Origin of the sequence: Pseudomonas proteolytica (assembly GCF_007858275.1) — a bacterium.
GTDB lineage: Bacteria > Pseudomonadota > Gammaproteobacteria > Pseudomonadales > Pseudomonadaceae > Aquipseudomonas > Aquipseudomonas proteolytica.
The window spans coordinates 24,398-45,601 of record NZ_VFEV01000008.1 but is presented as its reverse complement, the minus strand read 5'-3'; the positions used below and the strand labels follow the sequence as shown (position 1 = coordinate 45,601).

15 protein-coding genes are annotated in these 21,204 nt (G+C 57.6%); 12 read left to right on the top strand and 3 right to left on the bottom strand.

Annotated features, from left to right (window positions below; translation table 11 throughout):
- Positions 1-171 precede the first annotated feature (171 nt).
- The 4 genes from FIV38_RS07705 to FIV38_RS07690 all read left to right on the top strand — a co-directional run bounded on the left by FIV38_RS07705 (position 172) and on the right by FIV38_RS07690 (position 7,575).
- Positions 172-1,083 carry an SDR family oxidoreductase gene (locus FIV38_RS07705; protein ID WP_029295554.1) on the top strand — a complete coding sequence of 304 codons (912 nt, stop codon included), beginning with the start codon at positions 172-174 and terminating at the stop codon, positions 1,081-1,083.
- Between the two features lie 583 nt (positions 1,084-1,666).
- On the top strand, positions 1,667-3,457 hold the full coding sequence (locus FIV38_RS07700; protein ID WP_092233613.1) for a DUF1302 domain-containing protein: 1,791 nt from the start codon (positions 1,667-1,669) through the stop codon (positions 3,455-3,457).
- A 30-nt stretch (positions 3,458-3,487) separates the two neighbouring features.
- Positions 3,488-4,855, top strand: coding sequence for a DUF1329 domain-containing protein (locus FIV38_RS07695; protein ID WP_029295549.1), 1,368 nt, complete (start codon positions 3,488-3,490; stop codon positions 4,853-4,855).
- Positions 4,856-5,034: 179 nt separating this feature from the next.
- The gene (locus FIV38_RS07690) at positions 5,035-7,575 is read left to right on the top strand and encodes a LuxR C-terminal-related transcriptional regulator (protein ID WP_092233616.1); all 2,541 of its coding nucleotides are present in this window, start codon (positions 5,035-5,037) and stop codon (positions 7,573-7,575) included.
- A 339-nt stretch (positions 7,576-7,914) separates the two neighbouring features.
- On the opposite strand, the gene FIV38_RS07685 is transcribed toward FIV38_RS07690, so the two are convergent.
- A complete protein-coding gene (locus tag FIV38_RS07685) occupies positions 7,915-8,703 on the bottom strand; it encodes an IclR family transcriptional regulator (protein WP_092233619.1) in 789 nt (262 codons plus the stop codon).
- A gap of 119 nt (positions 8,704-8,822) precedes the next feature.
- Here FIV38_RS07685 and hmgA point away from each other — a divergent pair, with 119 nt between their 5' ends.
- The 4 genes from hmgA to FIV38_RS07665 all read left to right on the top strand — a co-directional run bounded on the left by hmgA (position 8,823) and on the right by FIV38_RS07665 (position 13,528).
- Positions 8,823-10,106, top strand: a complete 1,284-nt coding sequence (gene hmgA, locus FIV38_RS07680; protein WP_092233622.1) for a homogentisate 1,2-dioxygenase — start codon at positions 8,823-8,825, stop codon at positions 10,104-10,106.
- A 3-nt stretch (positions 10,107-10,109) separates the two neighbouring features.
- Positions 10,110-11,408, top strand: coding sequence for a fumarylacetoacetase (gene fahA / locus FIV38_RS07675; RefSeq protein ID WP_092233625.1), 1,299 nt, complete (start codon positions 10,110-10,112; stop codon positions 11,406-11,408).
- A gap of 12 nt (positions 11,409-11,420) precedes the next feature.
- Positions 11,421-12,056, top strand: a complete 636-nt coding sequence (maiA, locus tag FIV38_RS07670; protein WP_070996829.1) for a maleylacetoacetate isomerase — start codon at positions 11,421-11,423, stop codon at positions 12,054-12,056.
- A 113-nt stretch (positions 12,057-12,169) separates the two neighbouring features.
- Positions 12,170-13,528 (top strand): MFS transporter, encoded by a 1,359-nt coding sequence (locus FIV38_RS07665; protein WP_092233628.1) that lies wholly within the window; start codon positions 12,170-12,172, stop codon positions 13,526-13,528.
- A gap of 81 nt (positions 13,529-13,609) precedes the next feature.
- Here FIV38_RS07665 and FIV38_RS07660 read toward each other — a convergent pair whose 3' ends face one another.
- Complete coding sequence (locus FIV38_RS07660; RefSeq protein WP_092233631.1) at positions 13,610-14,413, bottom strand: SirB1 family protein; 804 nt, start codon at positions 14,411-14,413, stop codon at positions 13,610-13,612.
- A 185-nt stretch (positions 14,414-14,598) separates the two neighbouring features.
- On the opposite strand from FIV38_RS07660, the gene FIV38_RS07655 reads away from it, so the two are divergent.
- The gene (locus tag FIV38_RS07655) at positions 14,599-15,618 is read left to right on the top strand and encodes a Leu/Phe/Val dehydrogenase (protein WP_092233634.1); all 1,020 of its coding nucleotides are present in this window, start codon (positions 14,599-14,601) and stop codon (positions 15,616-15,618) included.
- A gap of 53 nt (positions 15,619-15,671) precedes the next feature.
- Here FIV38_RS07655 and FIV38_RS07650 read toward each other — a convergent pair whose 3' ends face one another.
- Positions 15,672-15,881, bottom strand: a complete 210-nt coding sequence (locus FIV38_RS07650; RefSeq protein WP_046071033.1) for a YebG family protein — start codon at positions 15,879-15,881, stop codon at positions 15,672-15,674.
- A gap of 439 nt (positions 15,882-16,320) precedes the next feature.
- On the opposite strand from FIV38_RS07650, the gene FIV38_RS07645 reads away from it, so the two are divergent.
- Genes FIV38_RS07645 through FIV38_RS07635 form a run of 3 tightly spaced genes read left to right on the top strand, consistent with a single transcriptional unit; the run spans position 16,321 to position 21,194 of the window.
- A complete protein-coding gene (locus tag FIV38_RS07645) occupies positions 16,321-17,559 on the top strand; it encodes a site-specific integrase (RefSeq protein WP_069553525.1) in 1,239 nt (412 codons plus the stop codon).
- Positions 17,560-17,562: 3 nt separating this feature from the next.
- Positions 17,563-19,035 (top strand): site-specific integrase, encoded by a 1,473-nt coding sequence (locus FIV38_RS07640; protein WP_080761392.1) that lies wholly within the window; start codon positions 17,563-17,565, stop codon positions 19,033-19,035.
- 5 nt (positions 19,036-19,040) lie between these two features.
- Positions 19,041-21,194, top strand: coding sequence for a hypothetical protein (locus tag FIV38_RS07635; RefSeq protein WP_139273551.1), 2,154 nt, complete (start codon positions 19,041-19,043; stop codon positions 21,192-21,194).
- Positions 21,195-21,204 lie beyond the last annotated feature (10 nt).

Genomic DNA, 21,204 nt, shown 5'->3' with positions numbered 1-21,204 from the left:
CCGAGGTGATGCAATCGCAGGCAAGCCAGCTCCCACACAAGCCAGCTTCTACACGAGCCGATCATCCCCGTACCTTATTGCGCACCATTCACCCCCGCCCGTATTTATTGTGACCACAAGCTCCGTGCCTGACACTCAACCCATCGTCCACTGTCTTCGCTGGAGTTCCCTATGAGTGAGTCTGTGCAGTTCCAAGATAAAGTCGTGATCGTCACCGGGGCCGGTGGTGGCTTGGGTCGTGCCCATGCGCTGCTGTTCGCCAGGCACGGGGCCAAGGTGCTGGTCAACGACCTTGGCGGCTCGACTCAGGGCGAAGGCGCCAACGCCTCGGCCGCCGACCGCGTAGTGGCCGAGATCCGCGAGGCCGGGGGCATTGCCGAGGCCAACCATGATTCGGTGACCGACGGCGAAAAGATCGTGCAACACGCCCTCGATGTATTTGGCCGCATCGACGTGGTGGTGAACAACGCTGGGATCCTGCGCGACAAGACCTTTCATAAAATGGAGGACGGCGACTGGGACCTGGTTTACCGCGTACACGTCGAAGGTGCCTACAAAGTCACCCGCGCTGCCTGGCCGCATATGCGCGAGCAAGGTTATGGCCGGGTGATTTTCACGGCGTCGACGTCGGGCATCTACGGCAATTTCGGCCAGTCCAACTACGGCATGGCCAAGCTCGGCCTGTATGGCCTGACCCGCACCCTGGCGTTGGAAGGGCGCAAGAACAACATCCTGGTCAATGCCATCGCGCCCACGGGCGGTACGCGCATGACCGAAGGCCTGATCCCGCCACAGGTGTTCGAGCGCCTCAAGCCCGAGCTGGTCAGCCCGCTGGTGGTGTACCTGGGCAGCGAGGCGTGCCAGGAAACTTCCGGGCTGTTCGAAGTGGGGGGCGGCTGGATCGGCAAGACCCGTTGGGAGCGCAGCCTGGGCGTGGGCTTTGATCCCGAGGCCGGCTTCTCGCCAGAGGATGTGGCGGCGCACTGGCAGCAGATCTGCGACTTTGAAGGGGCGGCCCATCCCAAGGACAACATCGAAGCCCTGAAAGAGATGATGGACAACCTGCAGAAATACAGCCTCTGATCGTTACCTAAAAATATTCAATCCTGCGGGGCGCTGATGGCGCCCCGCTTTGTTTCAGGCATAAAAAAGGCCGCTGCATACGCAGCGGCCGAAGTAAGACGTTGGATCAAGGAGCTACAAATCAACGTCAGTGAACACGGGTAACAGACTGAAAATTCGCTTCAATCTGTTGAAGACTGGCTTCCAGGAAACGGATGGTTTGTTCTGAAAGCCCGGTAAGAATAGTCCCTTGTAGCGGAATGAAAAATACTGATTCAGGACAAGGACTATTACCAAAACAACAACAGTGACTACCCCCTGTAGGAGCGAGCTTGCTCGCGAAAAACGTGAACGATGACGCGTTTTGTCTGGTTTAACGCGGCGTACTCACGTTCTTCGCGAGCAAGCTCGCTCCTACAGGGGCGGGGGGTTATCCATTCTCTTGATAACCCTTCATCCACTACGTCGATAGCCTCGCCAATACCCGCGCTAGAGCCTGCGCTAATCCTTTCGAGCGACAAAACGAATACCTCCTTGGTGCGCTTATCGCTCCTGATGGCGGGCAGTAGGGTGGGGCCTTCTGTCACACCACCGGGGAAGACGCATGACAAAAACAACAATGCGCGCCATCTTCAGGCCACAGGCGCTGGCCGCTGCGGTTGCTTTGGGTTGCTGCGTTCAGGCGCAGGCTGTTTCATTCAACATCGGCGAGATCGAGGGGCAATTCGATTCGTCGCTGTCGGTAGGTGCCAGCTGGGGCATGCGCGATGCCGACCGCAAGCTGGTGGGCACGGTCAATGGCGGCAGTGGCCAGGCCTCCACTGGGGATGACGGGCGCTTGAACTTCAAGAAAGGCGAGACCTTCTCGAAAATCTTCAAGGGCCTGCACGACCTGGAGCTCAAGTACGGCGATACCGGTGTGTTTGTGCGGGGCAAATACTGGTACGACTTCGAACTCAAGGACGAAGACCGCGAGTTCAAGCCCATCAGCGACCACAACCGCAAGGAAGGCTCCAAATCCAGCGGGGCGCAGATCCTCGATGCCTTCGTCTATCACAACTACTCCCTGTGGGATTTGCCGGGCACCGTGCGCGCCGGTAAACAGGTGGTCAGCTGGGGCGAAAGTACCTTCATCGGCAACTCCATCAACAGCATCAACCCTATCGACGTCTCGGCCTTCCGCCGGCCCGGCGCCGAGATCAAGGAAGGCCTGATTCCGGTGAACATGCTGTTCGCCTCCCAGGGCCTGACCAACCAACTGACCGTGGAAGGCTTCTACCAACTGGAATGGGACCAGACGGTGCTGGATAACTGCGGCACCTTCTTTGGTGGCGACGTGGCGGCCGATGGCTGCACCAACAACTACACCGTCGGCAGCCCGGCGATCCGCCCGCTGCAACCGGTGGCCGCCGCATTCGGCCAGGGGTTTGGCGTGACCGATGAAGGGGTGATTGTGCGCCGCGCCGCCGACCGTGATGCACGGGATTCCGGGCAGTTCGGCATGGCGTTGCGCTGGCTCGGCGATGACACCGAGTACGGCCTGTACTTCATGAATTACCACAGCCGCACGCCGACCGTGGGCACGCTTACGGCCAACACTAACCTTGCGACCATCGGCAATATCATCAATACCGCCAACGGCATTGCCCCCGGCAGTGGCGCCGGCCTGGCGCAGAGCGTGATGCTCGGACGCGGCCAGTACTACCTGGATTACCCGGAAGACATCCGCCTGTACGGCGCCAGCTTTTCCACCACCTTGCCCACCGGCACGGCCTGGACCGGGGAAATCAGCTACCGTCCCAACGCGCCCGTGCAACTCAACACCACAGACCTGACCCTGGCCCTGGTCAACCCGATTGCCGGTAACACCGTGTCACCCATTCGCAGCTCATTCGGTGCCGACAACACCGGCTACCGGCGCAAGGAAATCACCCAGTTCCAAACCACCATGACCCAGTTTTTCGACCAGGTGCTGGGCGCCGAACGCCTGACTGTAGTGGGCGAGGCGGCCATCGTGCGAGTGGGCGGGCTGGAGAACAAAACCAAGCTGCGCTACGGCCGCGATTCGGTCTACGGCCAGTACGGCTTTGGTGGTGATACCGACGGCTTCGTCACGGCGACGTCCTGGGGTTATCGCGCCAGGGCCATTCTTGATTACAACAACGTGATCGCCGGGATCAACCTCAAGCCCAACCTGTCCTGGTCCCATGACGTCAAGGGCTATGGCCCCAACGGCCTGTTCAACGAGGGGGCCAAGGCGCTCAGCGTCGGGGTCGATGCGGACTACCGCAACACCTACACCGCGAGCCTGAGCTACACCGACTTTTTTGGCGGTGACTACAACACCCTGACCGACCGTGACTTCCTCGCCCTCAGCTTTGGCGTGAACTTCTGATTCGGCTAAAAAAGAACAAGGACAATAACCATGCGTAAGATGATTTTGCAGTGCGGCGTACTGGCCCTCAGCCTGTTGGCCGCCAACGTGATGGCTGCCGTGTCAGCGGAAGAAGCCGCCAAGCTTGGGACCACCTTGACTCCGGTCGGCGCGCAAATGGCCGGTAATGCCGATGGCTCGATCCCGGCCTGGACCGGTGGCATCCCGAAAAACGCCGGTGCAGTCGACAGCAAGGGCTTTTTGGCCGACCCGTTCGCCAATGAAAAACCGCTGTTTGTGATCACCGCCGCCACGGTCGACAAGTACAAGGACAAGCTGTCGGATGGCCAGGTGGCGATGTTCAAACGTTACCCCGAGACTTACAAAATCCCGGTCTACACCACCCACCGCACGGTCAACCTGCCCGACGATATCTACGAGTCGATCAAGCGCAGCGCACTCAACGTCAAGTCGATCAACGACGGCAACGGCCTGGAGAACTTCACCGGCAACCGTTACTACGCCTTCCCGATCCCGAAGACTGGCGTCGAGGTGTTGTGGAACCACATCACCCGTTACCACGGTGGCAACCTGCGGCGCATCATCACCCAGGCCACACCGCAGACCAACGGCAGCTACACGCCGATCCGCTTTGAAGAAGAAGTGGCGGTGCCGCAGTTGATCCCCGACATGGACCCGGCCAAGGGCGCCAACGTGCTGACGTTCTTCAAACAGTCGGTCACCGCCCCGGCGCGCCTGGCGGGCAACGTGTTGCTGGTACACGAAACCCTCGACCAGGTGAAGGAACCGCGCCTGGCGTGGATCTACAACGCCGGCCAACGCCGCGTACGCCGCGCACCGCAAGTGGCCTACGACGGGCCGGGCACCGCGTCCGACGGCCTGCGCACCTCGGATAACTTCGACATGTTCTCCGGTGCGCCAGATCGCTACGACTGGAAGCTGGTGGGCAAGAAGGAAATGTACATTCCCTACAACGCCTACAAGCTCGACTCGCCTTCGCTCAAGTACGACGACATCATCAAGGCCGGGCATATCAACCAGGACCTGACCCGCTACGAACTGCACCGGGTCTGGGAGGTGGTCGGCACCGTCAAGCCGAGCGAGCGGCACATCTACGCCAAGCGCCATATGTACATCGATGAAGACAGCTGGCAGGTGGCGCTGGTGGATCACTACGACGGTCGTGGCCAACTGTGGCGCGTTGCCGAAGGTCACGCGCAGTTCTACTACAACCACCAGACCCCGGCCTACACTGTCGAGACCCTGTACGACATCATCGCCGGGCGCTACATCGCCCTGGGCATGAAGAACGAGGAGAAGAGCAGTTTCGTGTTCGGCTTCAATGCCAAGGCGGCGGACTACACCCCTTCGGCCCTGCGCGCCTCGGGCGTACGCTGATCCAAGGTTGTAGACCCAATCATTGTGGGAGCTGGCTTACCTTTGATCGTGCCGGGCTTGTTTTGAAGCCCGGCTTTTTTATGCCCGGCAATCAGCCCGCTGAATACTTCTTCAACAACGCCCATCGAGGGGACTACGGTAGGCCGCACGCCGCATAAAAATAAAAAAGGGACGCTGTAATGACCGCCATGACCCGTCGCCTGGATCGTCCTGGATTCATGCCACGTTTGTCTTCCCACCATTTGCTGCGCCCCCGCCTGGCCGAGCCGTTGCTAGGGACGCAGGCGCGGGTAAGGTTGCTGTGCGCGCCGGCCGGCAGCGGCAAGAGCGCCTTGTTGGCTGAATGCGCCCAGCAGGCACCGGCGAGCTGCCAGGTGTATTGGTTGGCGCTCAACGGTACGGCATTGGACCCTCATGCTCTGTGCCAGCGCCTGGCACAAAGCCTGGGCCTGGCGTTTGTCGATGAGGCCAGCTTGTTGCTGGACCTGAGCCGCTGGCAAACGCCGGCCTGGCTGTTTCTCGATGACTATTGCCGGGTGGCGGCGCCCGCATTGGATGCTTTGCTCGATCGGCTGCTGGCCTCGAGTAGCCCGGCCTTGACCTGGTGGCTGGGCGCGCGACGTCGGCCGGCGTGCAATTGGCCGCGGCTGCTGCTCGATGATGAGCTGTGGGAATGGGGCGGCACCGAGTTGGCGTTCGATCAGCGCGAGGTCCAGCAACTGCTCGATCACCACGCCGCTGCCGGGCAGTCTGCCGACAAAGTCCTGCAATTTTCTGCGGGCTGGTGCGCGGGCGTGCGTATCGCCCTGCTCGAAGGCGACAACCATCCCGACAGCGGCGCCTGGCATGGGCGTTCGCAAACCTTGCTCGATTACCTGCAACACGAGCTGTTCAGCACGTTGCCCGAAGAATTGGAGGAAGCCTGGCGCGTCCTGGCACATCTGCCGCGTTTCAACCCGGGACTGTGCGAGCACTTGTTCGGGTTTGGCGATGGCGCCGGCTACCTGCGCGACCTTCAGGCCCTGGGTGCGTTCATCGAGCCCTGGGACGACTCGCCAGACTGGCTGCAGGTCTTCCCGCCCCTGGCCCAGTTGCTGCGCGACGAACCCTGGCCTGCCCGGCGCTCCTGGCATCGGCGCGCCTGCCAATGGTTCACCGCGGCCCAGGACTGGCAGGCGGCGTTTGAGCAGGCGCTGTTGGCTGAGGAATACGAAGTGGCGGTCAGCCTGTTGGAGCACTTCAGTTTTGAAGACTTGTTCCGCCAGCAAAACGCCGTGCTGTTGTTGCGCCTGCATGAGCAACATGGCGACGAGTTGATGCTCGGCTCAGCGCAACTGGTGGGGCTGGTCACCGCCGCCTTGCTGTTTGCCGGGCGTTTCGACCAGGCCGCGCAATGTATCGACCAACTGGCGCGCTTCACCCCGCAACCTACGGCCGCCCTGCAACGGCATCTGCTGGCGCGCTGGCAGGCGCAGTGGGGGTGGTTGTTGCATCTTGGGGGGGACGCGGTACCTGCGCGCGGGCATTTTCTGGAGGCGTTGAATGACTTGCCGGACAGCGCCTGGACGTCGCGGTTAATGTGCTTGTCGGGCCTGACCCAGCAAGCGTTGCTGCGCGGCGAACTGGACGTGGCCCAAGCCCTCAACCGTGAGGCGTTGTGCCTGGCGCGGGCCAACGGTTCGTTGCTGTTGGAGGCGGTGCTGGAACTTGACCATGCGCAGCTGCTGGAACAGCGAGGCGCACCGTACCGGGCCCAGAGCCTGTTGGAAGGTGTGCAGGCGATGCTGGTGCAGCAGCGCCTCAAGGCGGGGCCATTGATGGGCCGGATAGCCTTGCGCCGTGGCCACCTGGCCTTGCGCCAGGGGCATGATGCGTTGGCCACCGAGTGCCTCGAAGCCGGCCTGGGCATGTGCTTGCACAGCCAGGACAAGCGTGTGCTCTATGGTTTCCTTGGGATGGCGATGCTGGCGGCCAATCGTGGTGATTACGCCCAGGCGTTTATCCAGCTACGTGACGCCGAACGCCTGATGCAACGCCGGCACGTGCCCGACACGGTGTACCGGGCGGTGTTGCTCTTGCTCAGCGGGCATTTCTGGTTACAGCAGGGGCGGGCCGAGTTGACCCAGGAAGCGGTCAGCCGGGTGCTGCGCCACTATCACGGGCCCCAGGCGAAACAGGCACCGCCGGCGACCCTGGAACTGATCCCCCGGCTGGAATACCTGTTGGTGCTGGCCCAAGTCAAACTGCGCCAGGCCGAGCAGCCCATCCAGCGGCTCACAGCCTTGCTCGACACTGCCCGCGAGCGCGGCATGCAATGCCTGGAGGTGGAACTGCACTTGGTGTTGGGCGAGGTGGCCTGGCAACTGGGCGAGCGAGCGAACGCGGTGCGCTCGCTGCAAACCGGGCTGGCCCTGGCGGCGCGCTGCCAGGTGCAGCAGGCGGTGCGTGAACTGCGCCTGCGCCAGCCGGGGTTGCTCTGTGAGTTGGGGCTTGAACCTCAAGAGGCGGTGGCGGCACCCGGAGAAAACCCCCTGAGCCAGCGCGAATTGGAGGTGCTGCAACTGATTGCGCTGGGCAACTCCAACCTGGAAATTGCCGATCTGTTGTTTATCTCGCTGCACACCGTAAAGACCCATGCCCGGCGGATCCACAGCAAGCTGGGGGTGGAGCGCCGCACCCAGGCGGTGGCCAAGGCCAAGACCCTGGGCCTGATGGCCTGATTTTCAAGCAACGCAGCTCAGCATGCAGGAGCAGGCAAGCCAGCTCATATCAAACATAAAATAAATTGTTGATTTTAAAGGATTAAATTTTTTACTTAAGTGACTGTTTTTTGTGGCGAGCGGGCTTGTCGGAACGCCGCATCGCCCGCGCTGGGGCGCGTAGCGCCCCTAATAAAGGACGAATGCGGTGTACCAGATACTGCGCAGAGACTGGTTTTGGGGCTGCTGCGCAGCCCAGCGCGGGGCAAGCCCGCTCGCCACAGGGAATCCAGTTTGATGCGCGACAGCGCTAAGTCGAAGAGGTAGTGGGGTCTCCCACATTTACCTGCGTGCGTGCAGTCAGGGCTGATACCCCATCCGCCAACTCACCGCCTGGCTCGCCGCAAGCAATTGCCTGGCCGCCGGCCCATCTTCATCGGCATGGAACAACGAGGTCGGCCCCACCACGGTCATCACCGCCACCACCTGCCCCATCGCGTTGAACACCGGCGCCGACAGCGCATCGACCCCCGGCATCAGCAAGCCATGCACAAAGTGCAGGCCACGCTGGCGAATCTGCTCACAGGCCTGCCTATACGCCTGGTCGTCCGCCAGTGCATGGGCGATGCCGGCCTGGATCTCCTGCGCACGCAGGTCCACGGTTTCCCGCTCCGGCAAAAAGGCACTGAACACCAGCCCGGTTGAGGAACTGAGCAGCGGCAGCACCGACCCCAGTTGCGTCACCACCGTGACCGCGCGTACGGCCGGTTCGATATGCACCACGGTCGCGCCGTGGTTGCCCCACACCGCGAGAAAGCAGGTTTCATTCAACTCATCGCGCAACTGCGCCAGGGGCAGGGTGGCGACTTTCAGTACATCCATGCTGCCCAGCGCCGCCAGCCCCACGCGCAGGGCCTCGCGACCCAGGCCGTAATGGTTGGTGGCGGTGTTCTGCTCGGCAAAGCCCGAGGCAATCAGGGCCTGCAAGTAGCGGTGGACCTTGCTGGCGGGCATCTGCACATGTTCGGCCAGGCGCGACAGGGAGGTGGCCGGCGACAGTTCGGCCAGGGCCTTGAGGATGTCGGTGCCGACTTCGGCCGAGCGGACTTTCTGTTTACCGGTGTCGCGGGGGGCGGGCGGCTTTTCCATGGAGAACGTGTGTCCCAAAGACGAATGGCGGTCTTTATAGCTTGACGGTCGATACGGAGCAAATTACGTTATGCGTAACTGGATTACGATAAAAACAACTTCCTTACTGAGGACGATCCATGACCCTCGATTATCAATCGGGCTTTGGCAATGAATTCGCCAGCGAAGCCTTGCCAGGTGCACTGCCGGTCGGCCAGAACTCCCCGCAAAAAGCGCCCTACGGGCTGTACACCGAGCTGTTCTCCGGCACCGCCTTCACTATGGTGCGCAGCGAAGCCCGGCGCACCTGGATGTATCGCATCCAGCCGTCGGCCAATCACCCGGCATTCGTCAAACTGGAACGGCAACTGGCCGGTGGCCCGCTGGGTGAGGTCACGCCTAACCGCCTGCGTTGGAACCCGTTGGATGTTCCCGCAGAACCCACCGACTTTATCGATGGGCTGGTGGCCATGGTTGCCAACTCCGGTGCCGAAAAGCCCTCAGGCATCAGCATCTATCATTACCGCGCCAACCGCTCCATGGAGCGCGTGTTCTTTAACGCCGATGGCGAACTGTTGATCGTTCCCGAGCAAGGCCGCCTGCGCATCGCCACCGAGTTGGGCGTGTTGGAGGTCGAGCCGCTGGAAATCGTCGTGCTGCCTCGGGGCCTGAAATTTCGCATCGAACTGCTGGATGCCCAGGCGCGCGGCTACGTTGCCGAAAACCACGGCGCACCGCTGCGCCTGCCGGACCTGGGGCCGATCGGCAGCAATGGCCTGGCCAACCCGCGGGACTTCCTGACCCCGGTCGCCCACTACGAAGACCTTTCCCAACCCACGCCCCTGGTGCAGAAGTTCCTCGGCGAGCTGTGGGGCTGCACCCTGGACCACTCACCGCTGAACGTGGTGGCCTGGCACGGCAACAACGTGCCGTACAAATACGACCTGCGCCGCTTCAACACCATCGGCACGGTGAGTTTCGATCACCCGGACCCGTCGATCTTTACCGTGTTGACCTCGCCCACCAGCGTCCATGGCCTGGCCAACCTCGACTTCGTGATTTTCCCGCCGCGCTGGATGGTGGCCGAGAACACCTTCCGGCCACCGTGGTTCCACCGCAACCTGATGAACGAATACATGGGCCTGATCCAGGGCGCCTACGATGCCAAGGCCGAAGGCTTCCTGCCGGGCGGCGCGTCGCTGCACAGCTGCATGAGCGCCCACGGCCCGGATGGCGAGACCTGCACCAAGGCCATCGCCGTGGACCTGGCGCCGCACAAGATCGATAACACCATGGCCTTCATGTTCGAGACCAGCCAGGTGCTGCGCCCGACCCGGTTCGCCCTGGACTGCCCGCAACTGCAAAACACTTACGACGCTTGCTGGGCCACGTTGCCGGCAACCTTCAACCCGAATCGGAGATAAACCATGACTCAGTCCACTCTCACCCGTAGTTGGGTGGCCTCGGCCAACGGTCACACGGATTTCCCCCTGCAGAACCTGCCCCTGGGCATCTTCAGCCTCAACGGTTCGGCGCCGCGCAGTGGCGTGGCGATTGGCGAGCATATTTTTGATCTGCAGGCCGCCCGTGAGCTGTTTGACGGTGAAGCGCGCCGCGCCATCGACGCCATGGCAGGCGGCCAATTGAACGCCTTCTTCGAACTGGGCCGCGGCCCGCGGGTTGCCCTGCGCGAACGCCTGCTGGAATTGCTGGCCGAGGGCAGCGACCAGCAAGCCCAGTTGCAAGCCCTGGGCGCCCAGGTGTTGCCCCTGGCCAGCGATTGCCAGATGCACCTGCCGGCGAAAATCAACGACTACACCGACTTCTACGTCGGCATCGAGCACGCGCAGAACGTCGGCAAACTGTTTCGCCCCGACAACCCCTTGCTGCCCAACTACAAGTACGTGCCGATCGGGTATCACGGTCGTGCGTCGACCATCCGCACCTCCGGCACCGAGGTGCGTCGGCCCAAGGGCCAGACCCTGCCGGCCGGTCAGAGCGAACCGACCTTCGGCCCGTGCGCACGCCTGGACTATGAACTGGAACTGGGCATCTGGATCGGCCAGGGCAATGCCATGGGCGATTCGATTGCCATTGGCGACGCCGCCGAGCATATCGCCGGTTTCTGCCTGCTCAACGACTGGTCGGCGCGGGATATCCAGGCCTGGGAATACCAGCCGCTGGGGCCGTTCCTGTCCAAAAGCTTTATCACCAGCATCTCGCCGTGGGTGGTCACGGCCGAAGCCCTGGAACCGTTCCGCAAGGCCCAGCCCGCGCGGCCGGCCGGTGATCCACAACCGCTGCCGTACCTGCTGGACAGCCGCGACCAGGCCGCTGGTGGCTTTGATATCGAACTGGAAGTACTGCTCACCACCGCCGCGATGCGCGAGCAGAACCTGCCGGCCCATCGCCTGACCCTGAGTAACACCCAGCACATGTACTGGACCGTGGCGCAAATGGTTGCGCACCACAGTGTCAACGGCTGCCAATTGCAGGCGGGCGACCTGTTTGGTTCGGGCACTTTGTCGGGCCCGGCGGCCGGCCAGTTCGGCAGCTTGCTGGAAATCACCGAAGGCGGGAAAAAGCCGATTGAACTGGCCTCGGGCGAGGTGCGCAAGTTCCTTGAAGACGGCGACGAAATCATCCTGCGTGCCCGCTGCCAGCGTGATGGATTTGCCTCCATCGGCTTTGGCGAATGCCGTGGCACCGTAGTCGCGGCGCGCTAAGAGGGCAGGGGCATGGAACTCTATACCTACTACCGTTCCACGGCGTCCTATCGGGTGCGCATTGCCCTGGCCCTCAAGGGCCTGGCGTTCACCGCGCTGCCAGTCAACCTGCTGGTACCCAAGGGCGGCGCCAATCGCCAGCCCGAATACCTGGCGATCAACCCGCAGGGCCGTGTCCCGGCCTTGCGCACCGATGAAGGCGAGTTGCTGATCCAGTCGCCGGCGATCATCGAGTACCTGGATGAACGTTATCCACAGCCCGCGCTACTGGCCGAGGACCTGGCGACCCGCGCCCATGAGCGCGCGGTGGCCGCGATCATCGGCTGTGACATTCACCCGCTGCACAACTCCAGCACCCAGAACCTCCTGCGCCAGTGGGGGCATGACGAAGCGCAGTTGCTGGCATGGATCGGGCACTGGATCAGCCAGGGCCTGGGCGCCGTCGAGCAATTGATCGGCGACCAGGGTTACTGCTTTGGCGAGCAGCCTGGCTTGGCGGATACCTTTCTGATCCCTCAGTTGTACGCGGCGGAGCGCTTCAAAGTGGCGCTGGACAGCTATCCACGGATCCTGCGCGTCGCAGCCTTGGCTGCCAAACATCCTGCATTTATCCAGGCCCATCCCTCCAACCAACCTGACACCCCCTAGATCAATGTAGGCGCTGGCTTGCCTGCGATGACGGTGTTGACTGACACACTGCCATCGCAGGCAAGCCAGCTCCCACAAGTGATACCCCATAAAAATAAAACAGGTACCTTGCGATGCACAATCAGATTGCCAGCTTTCGCGCGGCACTCGACGCCCGTCCGGTGTCGCGCTATCAGTGGTTGATTCTTCTGTTGTTGGCGTTGTTGCTGGTGACCGATGGCTACGATGCCCAGGTGCTGGGTTACGTGGTCCCGGCCCTGGCCCAGGACTGGGGCCTGGAAAAAGCCGCCTTCGGCCCTGTGTTCAGTGCCAACCTGCTGGGGCTGACCCTCGGCTCGCTGGCCGTGACGCCCTTGGCTGATCGCTTCGGCGTGCGCCGAATTTTGCTCGCTTGCGTACTGATCTACGCCAGCCTCACGGTGTTGATGGTGTTCGCCAATTCCCTCGAAACGCTGATGGTCGCGCGTTTTATCTGCGGCATTGGCATGGGCGGCGCGATGCCCAGCGCCATGGCGTTGATGTCGGAATACTCGCCACCGCGTATGCGCACCTTGATGGTGACGTTGGCGGCCTGTGGCTTCTCGTTCGGCGGGGCGGCGGGTGGTTTTGTTGCGGCGGGCTTTATCGACAGCTTCGGCTGGCAGGCGGTGTTCCTCGCCGGCGGCGTGACGCCATTGCTGTTGTTCCCGTTTCTGGCATGGCTGCTGCCTGAGTCCTTACCGCGTTTGTTGCGCGATGCGCCGCCCTATGCGCGCCTGCAAAAAGTCACGGCGCGCATGCTGCCCGGCTGGCAGGCACCGGCGGCCAGCGAACAACAGAATCGCCAGGAACAGGGCAGCAAACTGACGGTGGTGGAGTTGTTTCGCAATGGTTATGCACGGCCAACGTTGCTGATCTGGTCGACCTTTTTCGTCAGCCTGATCCTGCTGTATTTCATGATCAGCTGGTTGCCGTCACTGTTGCTGGAAAGTGGCATGGCCTTGAATAAAGCCAACCTGGTGACCTCGATGTTCCTGTTCGCCGGCACCTTGGGCGCGATTGGCATGGCCTGGTTTGCCGACCGCCTGAAAAGCAAAGTGCGCTTGCTCTCGGGTGTGCTGGCGGCAGCGGCGGTGTGCACGATTCTGCTGGGGCTTAATCACGATAACCCGCGTTACCTGGTGGCATTTGTATTTGCGGCGGGCTTTTGCATCATTGGCGGCCAGTTGACCCTCAATGCGTTTGCCAGCAACTTCTACCCGGCCCACGTGCGTGCCACGGGCACGGGATGGGCGTTGGGTGTCGGGCGCTTTGGTTCGATCCTGGGGCCACTGTTTGGCAGCATGCTGCTGGCGATGCATGTACCGGTGCAGCAGATTTTCTTCTTCTGTGCGATTCCGGCGGTGATTGCCGCGTTACTGATCATTCAGGTGCGTTCGCCCGAGGCCAAGGCGCCAAAAGATTCATTGCGTGGCGATATCCTCAAAACCTGAAGAACACCATGCTTATCTGTGGGTACTGTCGAGCCCGGGGCGGCTGCGATGGGGGCGACGCGGTTTAACGGTCGCCCCCCTTCAATGCACCACCGCGCCAGGTGGCAGGTGGCCCAGGCGTTCAGTCAGTCTGAGTCGCTGCACCGGATCCTCGCTGAGCAACAGCGCATGCTCAAGGTCGAAGCGCTCGGCATTTGGGCAATCCAGATGCTTGTACAGACTGGCCCGCGCCAGATAGTCGGCGGCATTGGCGTCGCCCAGTTCCAGCACCCGTTCGGCATCGATCAGCGCCGCGAGGTGATTGTCATTGGCCACGTGCAGTTGCCGCAGGTTGCGCGACAGCCGTTGCAGGATCAGCCGCGGTTCGGCGCTGCGCAAGTGTTCGGCTTGCAGCTTGAGATTGGGGCCGTACTGGCGTTGCAGCAATTCGCGGCAGTCGTTGGGGTACAGCCGTCGCCCGCCACAGGGATCGAGCAAATGATCGGCACCGCTCACCCGTAGCAGGAAGTGCCCCGGAAAGTTGACCCCGGCCATGGGAATCCCCAGGCGCCGCGCCAACTCCAGGGCAATCAGACCCAGGGCCAGGGGTTGCCCGCGTCGGCGCTGCAACACCTTGTCCAACAGCGCGGCGGCGGGGCGCAAGGGGGTGAAGTCGTCCTGGGCGAACCCCAGGTCATTCATTATCCGCAGCAACGGCTGGCCCAGTTCATCGGCCGGCAGCAGCGGCATGCCCAGGCTGACCTGCTGGTGCAGCGCAGTGAAGTCAGCCAGGATCGCCCGTGGCTCTACGGTAGGGTCGTGCTCGGCAGCGATCCATAAGGCGGCTTCAAACAGCGCCGGAGGCGAGCGGTGCAGGCAGTCGAAAAAGGCTTGGCGGGGATTCATTGCATTCTCCGTCGGATGTCCCGTTTTAGCCTTGCCGAGAACTTTCGTCCAGTCCCTTAGGACCTGGCCTACCTGGTTATGTCGCAAAGCCTGTAATTACGGGCTGCTTATTCCTGCGCGCTCCTGCAACCTTTTCCCGGCGGCCTATACTTGGCGACTACAAGCAGTCATTCGGGAGCTCGACGATGTTTGCTCTCATGCACAGCACCCGCCTTGAATCCCTGCACCTGAGCGTTGACCCGGTGACCGGGTTGAAGGCGGTCATTGCCATCCATAGCAGTCGCCTGGGGCCGGCCCTGGGCGGTTGTCGCTACCTGGCCTACCCCGACGACGAAAGCGCCGTGGCCGATGCCGCGCGCCTGGCCCAAGGCATGAGCTACAAGGCCGCGCTGGCGGGCCTGCCGGTGGGCGGTGGCAACGCGGTGATTGTCCGCCCGGCCCATGTGCAAAGCCGTGCCGCGCTGTTCGAAGCCTTTGGCCGATGCATCGAGCAACTCGATGGCCGCTATATCACTGCCATCGACAGTGGCACCTCCGTGGCCGACATGGACTGCATCGCCCAGCACACCCGTTTCGTCACCAGTACCACTGCTTCCGGCGACCCTTCACCCCATGCGGCCATGGGCGTATTCGCCGGCATCCGCACCGCCGCCATGGCCCGCCTGGGCAGCGACAACCTGGAAGGCTTGCGAGTGGCAATCCAGGGCCTGGGCAACGTCGGCTACGCCCTGGCCGAACAACTGCACGCCGCCGGCGCCGAATTGCTGGTGAGCGATATCGACCCTGGCAAAGTGCAATTGGCCATGGAGCAACTGGGCGCCCACCCGATTGCCAACGATGCGTTGCTCAGCACCCCGTGCGACATCCTCGCGCCCTGCGGCCTGGGCGCGGTGCTCAATCGCCAGAGCGTCGCCCAACTGCGCTGCGCCGCCGTGGCCGGCTCGGCCAGTGCGCAACTGACCCACCTGCAAGTGGCCGACCAGTTGGAGGCACGTGGCATCCTCTACGCACCGGATTACGTGATCAACTCCGGCGGCCTGATCTACGTCGCCCTCAAGCACGGTGGCGCGGACCTGGCGACTATCACCGCGCACCTGTCCAACATCGGTACACGCCTGACCGAAATCTTCGCCCACGCCCAAGCCGAAAAACGCTCACCCGCGCGGGTCGCCGATGAACTGGCCGAGCGCCTGCTGTACGCCTAGCACTTATTAAAAAGGCCCTGAATCATCAATTCAGGGCCTGTTCAATTCGGGCTTTATTCCGCCGCGGGGTTCAGCAACTCGGACAGCGCATCCGGCTGGCTCTTGAACGCCTTGGCAAACACATCGCGATTCTTCGCCATGTAGATCCCGGCTTCCTCCACCTGCTGCTCACTCAGGGACGGCACGGCTTTTTGCAACACTTCTGCGAGCAACTCAGCGAGTTCAAGCATCTTGTCATGACGGTCAGCTTCGGCTTTATCGATGATTTATCTGACCTCAAAGTGCCTAGATAGCGGGGGGATGAGAGCTCCGCAGCCCCGCGTCCCGTCAGACCTGCGACGTAAGGTCTTGATTAGTCCAGTCAACTGGTTTACGTTAAAAATGTGCCAATGTAGCACCGTAGGTTGTTAGATAGTTGGCAGACGACGGAGTTATCCGCGGCCCAGCATCTGTACCTTTAAGACATAAACTAATGTCAAGGTGCGGATATATGGGCGGCAAAAATATATTTATACGTTTTTTGTTTGAAATTCTCACCGGTTATCAATTGCTGTCCGTGCTAGTTGATTATAAGTCAACTAGCTGTCTTAAGTTAAGATCAAACTACTCGATTGGGGATGGCTTATTAAAGTCGCTTTGGTCGCAGGCTGATAAAATTCATTCGAAGACAACTTCTGCAACTGATGCTGAAGGAGATGTCTCATGCCTGGACTAACTAGAAGAACTAAATCAGTTAGGACTGTAGGGTTAGAGTACAAGGTTCTTAAGTTTTCACATCAACACGTAGCTAGGTACCAGTTGGTGGCAGTAGAAACGTTTGTACCTTGTCTTAGCGCTAGTCTGTACGAAGTAGCGTATTCAATGGGTAATCGTCGCTATAAGGCGAGTATTCGTACAGTGCTCTACCACGTTGCCTTTTTATTCACATGGGGAAACATAACTGGGCTCGATATCGAGCGCATGCTGCTTGAGGGGAAAGGACTAGATTTTAGATGTGTAAGAAAATTTGCCAATTGGCTTGAGAAGATTATATCGCCGCCGGTTGATGGGACCCAGATAAACAAATATGTTTGTAAGATCTTACAAAGCTGCAGCACTTTCTCAATTTGGTTTGTTGAGAACTATACACCTTTGTTTGCTACCGGTATTGACGTCAATGTTAGCTATATTCGTTTAATTGAAAGCCATAAGAAAGTTTGGTCTAGTGTAATGGTGAGCGGCAGAAAAGAGCTAATCGCGCATGACCTGACGGACGATGAATTGAAAAAAATAGAGGGGTTTTTAGTAGGGCAGCTTTCAAGTGCGAACGTGACTCGCGGCTTGAATCTAAGAAACTACATCATGTGGCGCTTAGTTAGAAGGTTTGGATTAAGGCTAGGCGAGTTGTTAGCATTACGCCTAGTGGATATTGATCTGACTGGTTTATATCCTTTTTTGGAAATTATCCGCATAGAGGATAGAGGGGCAGATTATTCTGATCCGCGAGCTCCCAATAATCCACTTGTTAAAACTTTTGGTAGGCGGCTTTATTTTAGTCCTGGTGATGAGGGGATGATTAGAGCCATTGAGGAGTATGTAGATACATATAGAGTTAAAAGAAAAATAAAAGGAGGGTTTACAGCTTATCTAGACCACGAATTCCTGTTGATCTCTCACGGTAACGCCTCGCTGGGTAATCCACTATCCTGTTCAGCGGCAAATAAAGTCGCTTGCATGATTAGCAATGAGTGTGTCAAAGCTTTTCATTGGCATCTCGTACGCCACGCTGTGTTCAATAGGCTTTACGAAGCTGCAAGTTTGCTAGAGAACAATTCTACGGAAATAGATCACGTAGTTTACATGGGAGGATGGAGTAGTCCTGACTCATTAAAAGGTTATGCTCGGCGCGCGATTCGGGATAAGGCAAGAAGGGAGTTGATGAGGTTAAATTTTGAGGGGTAAGCAATGGGTATTGAAGTCAATGATTCTGGTGAATTTGAAGATGAAGTCGGGCGGCTATATGTAAGATGTAATGCTGATCCGAGTAGTCCATTTTTCATTGATGTGACGACAGATTATGTTGAAGCGGTGTGGAGAAGGGCTAGATATTCTATTGATCTAAGCAGATACCAGCTCCCAGTAGTAATTATTGAGGTGGTCAAAAAGTACCTAGTGCACAAGCTTGAGTCGGTTTGCCCTAGAATCCTGAGCTCAGTGCACGCGGGGATCTCTTGCTTGGAAAGGCACTGGCAACCTTCATGGAAGGACTTTTCAGATATGTCTCTCGGGAAATTGTTGAGCGTTATGACATCATCCCATGCGGAGGCGACCGAGTTTCGAAGGTTCTACATTTACGCTGCTTTTCAGGGGTTGGCAGGTGCGGACGAGATTCATGCATTGGAGTTAGAGGCTATAAGGCTTAAAAAGCCTCACCCAACTTTAAGGATACTGGAATGGCACGAGACGCGCGGGGCGCTAACAAGCTCCGAAATTGAAGTGGTTCGAAAAGCAATGATCATTTCTGCAGAGGGGGAATCCACGGCGGATTTCACCTCAAGGCTGTTTACTTGGATCTCGTTCGAAACATTAAAGAGACCTATCCAGTTGCATGAAATGTTCCGTGATGCATTGTGGGTACCCGATTCGATGGCAGAAGGGGGCCAATATTTCCTTAGAATGCCTAAGGCAAAATATCAAACAGGACAGGCGTCAGAGCTTTGGCCCATAACTACTCAACTTGCTAATGCCATTCTCGAGTACTCCTCATCTCCTAAGGTTAAGGCGTTACAGGAAAGGACTGGGAGGTTGTTAGTGAGTTCAAGGGAGGGAGAATCATCAAATTTTGGACGGGCGATAACTGGCTGGTGTAGCAGATTAAAGCTGATCAGTCCGCGTACGAATAGGCCTCTAATCTTGACACCCTATAGAATCCGACATAGCGGAGCTACACAGATGGCCGCCCAAGGCGCGTCTAGGGACGAGATACAATATGTACTTGAGCATGACTCCGTGCATGCAGCTGATGCTTACATTGACTGTTTGGCTTCTGAGTTTTGCCCGTTGTTGGAGCGAGCAAACAGAAAATTAGGTGGGATATTCTCAGAGTTAAATGGTTTATTTTTCGCCGGTCAGCTTGGGCATAAGAGTTCGGGGATGCCTATATTGATACCGGTCGTAAATCAGCCAGCTATAGTAGGGGAATGTGGCAAGTCCGGATCTTGTGGGCATCATCCATTTTTTAATTGTTACAATGGTTGTAGGTATTTCATTGCCTGGCGCAACGCAGACCATAAAAAATCTTTAGATTACCTAGAGTCTGAATTAGAAAGATGGGGTAGAGCTGAGGGTGGAAAGGAAAGGAGTAAGATACTGAAAGAGCTGGAGCGCGTATACCAAGCGGTTAACGATGTTATGGCTAGGATCAATAGTGGGGAATGACGAAGATGGATATTCACTCAAAGTTGCGTGGTCATGGCCTCCCAGAGCCTTTGATAAATTTGGCAGCATCACTTGTTGAGGGGTTAAAGCCTTCAGTCGATTTTTTTTGTGATGAATGGAATATTCTCGACTGGGTTGAACGCCCTGGAAATCTGTCGCAATACAATTTGAGATTTTGCCGTATTAGAAATGACGAGCTTAGATTAGTTGCTAAAGTGTATATAGCAGCAAAGCGAGTCCAAGCGGGTGTAACCGCTGATGGTGCATTCGCCTCCATCGAGGCATTAGTTAGGCTTGATTTGGAAATGGGTAGTAAAGAAATCTCACGATTGAATCTATTGGATTTTAAAGCGGTTGAAAGGACCTACGCAGAGCGCGGGGTGACCGGGAAGATTTCAACTTTAACAACACTTCAGGGCTTTGCTAAATGGATGCAGAAGCGAATTGGTTTAAGGGTAATCTATGATGCTCCAAAAGGCAGATGTAAGTATGGCCGGCATGGAAGTGAAGAGGGAAGAGAGCGAAAGTTCCTACCTACAGAGGTGATTAGAGATTTATTCGGATTGGCCACTCATCCAGAACTTTCTTTTCGGGATAGATTTTATATTAGTGCGCTAGTGATTAACGCAGCTGTGGGCGGTAGAATCAATGAGCTGGCATGTCTTCCTGTAGATTGCTTGATACAGCAAGAGGGGAAATGGGTTATAAAAATATTTCCCGAAAAGGGAGGGCGATTGTACTTCCGACCATTTCCGCAAGATTTATACCCAGCAGTACGCGCAGCGGTAGAATTTATCACTGAACATACTGCGGAAGGGCGTCGTATTGTTAAGAAAATGAGATTGAATCCAGGGGTGAATTGGAAGGAAGTAAAAAAAACGCCTATTAGTTTGAAATATTATGCGCGTAAGTTTGTCGCGAAATGGGTGAGCGAATTCGATTTGTATACGCCGCGAGGGGTTTATTATCAATCTACAGGGCAATTTGTAGATGTAATTCAGTTGGTTGGACGCCTCGGGCGTGTGTCTGAGGTCGCGGCATTTCTGGGTGCCTCTACACGAACAGTTGTCAAGTTGCTTCAATGTCAGAAAGCTATGAATTCTAAGATATTTATGTATGAGAAAGCTTGGAATGAATATTTGCCTTTGACTTCAAATGTATATAAGTGGCGAAGCAGGTTGAGGCGCCACCCTCATGCTATATCGTTGCAGCGTCTTGAGGCATTTTGTGAAGTTACCTTCAATCCATCATGGATGCGTGAGATTGTTGACGATATCCTTGATGAGGCTTTGTTGTGTCAGCTTGAGAATAAAACTTTTCCATTTCAGCCTGATTTTGAGTTCGAATTAAACTTTGCTCGAAAAATTCTGCCTACGATCCAAAAGAATGGTGTGGCAATTCTAGAGCCGGAAAATTCATTATTCATTATCCCGCGGAATTTGTTGACATTTTCTAATGCTAAGAGTGATAGGGAATTTAGGAAGGTTTCGGTTGGTATGTTTCAAGGGTGGCTTGATGGTACATCAAGAACTGAAGAGTCATTATTTAAGAAATTTAATGTCCTCGATCCTCGTACCGGTGAAGTGGCTGAGTTTTACTGGCATGATATTAGGCATTGGCTCAATACTGTCTATAAGCAGGGAGGTTTATCTGATGTTCAGGTGAACCTGATCCTAGGACGTTCAGACCTCACGCAGGCTCAGGTTTATGATCATACACCAGCTTTAAGCAGATCATTGATTCTGCAGGATATGATTGAAAGTGTTAGGCAAGATAGAGCTGTGGGGGTTATTCAAACAACTTTCAATAAACTTAGAATTGAAAATCGTCAAGCCGCAGAGGAATATCTTTCAGCAGCCATTCGTGTGGTTAATCCAATGCCACATGGAGCGTGCGCTCACAACCTTGCGTTGAAACCATGCCAGCACAGTCTGTCATGTTTGGCGAAGGGGACAAATGGCAAGCCTTGCGAGGATTTAATAGTGAACGTTCAAGATGATGCGCAGCGTCTGGAAATTGAAAGATTGAGCCGAGACGCTAACTTAATAAAGAATCATATCTTAACTGCTGGAGGGGAGTTGAGTCCGCAATACCAACATTTCAAAAATATTGAACTGTCGGCTGATTTTCTGTTGAATGAGATTTTTAAAAAGAATTAATATATCGGGG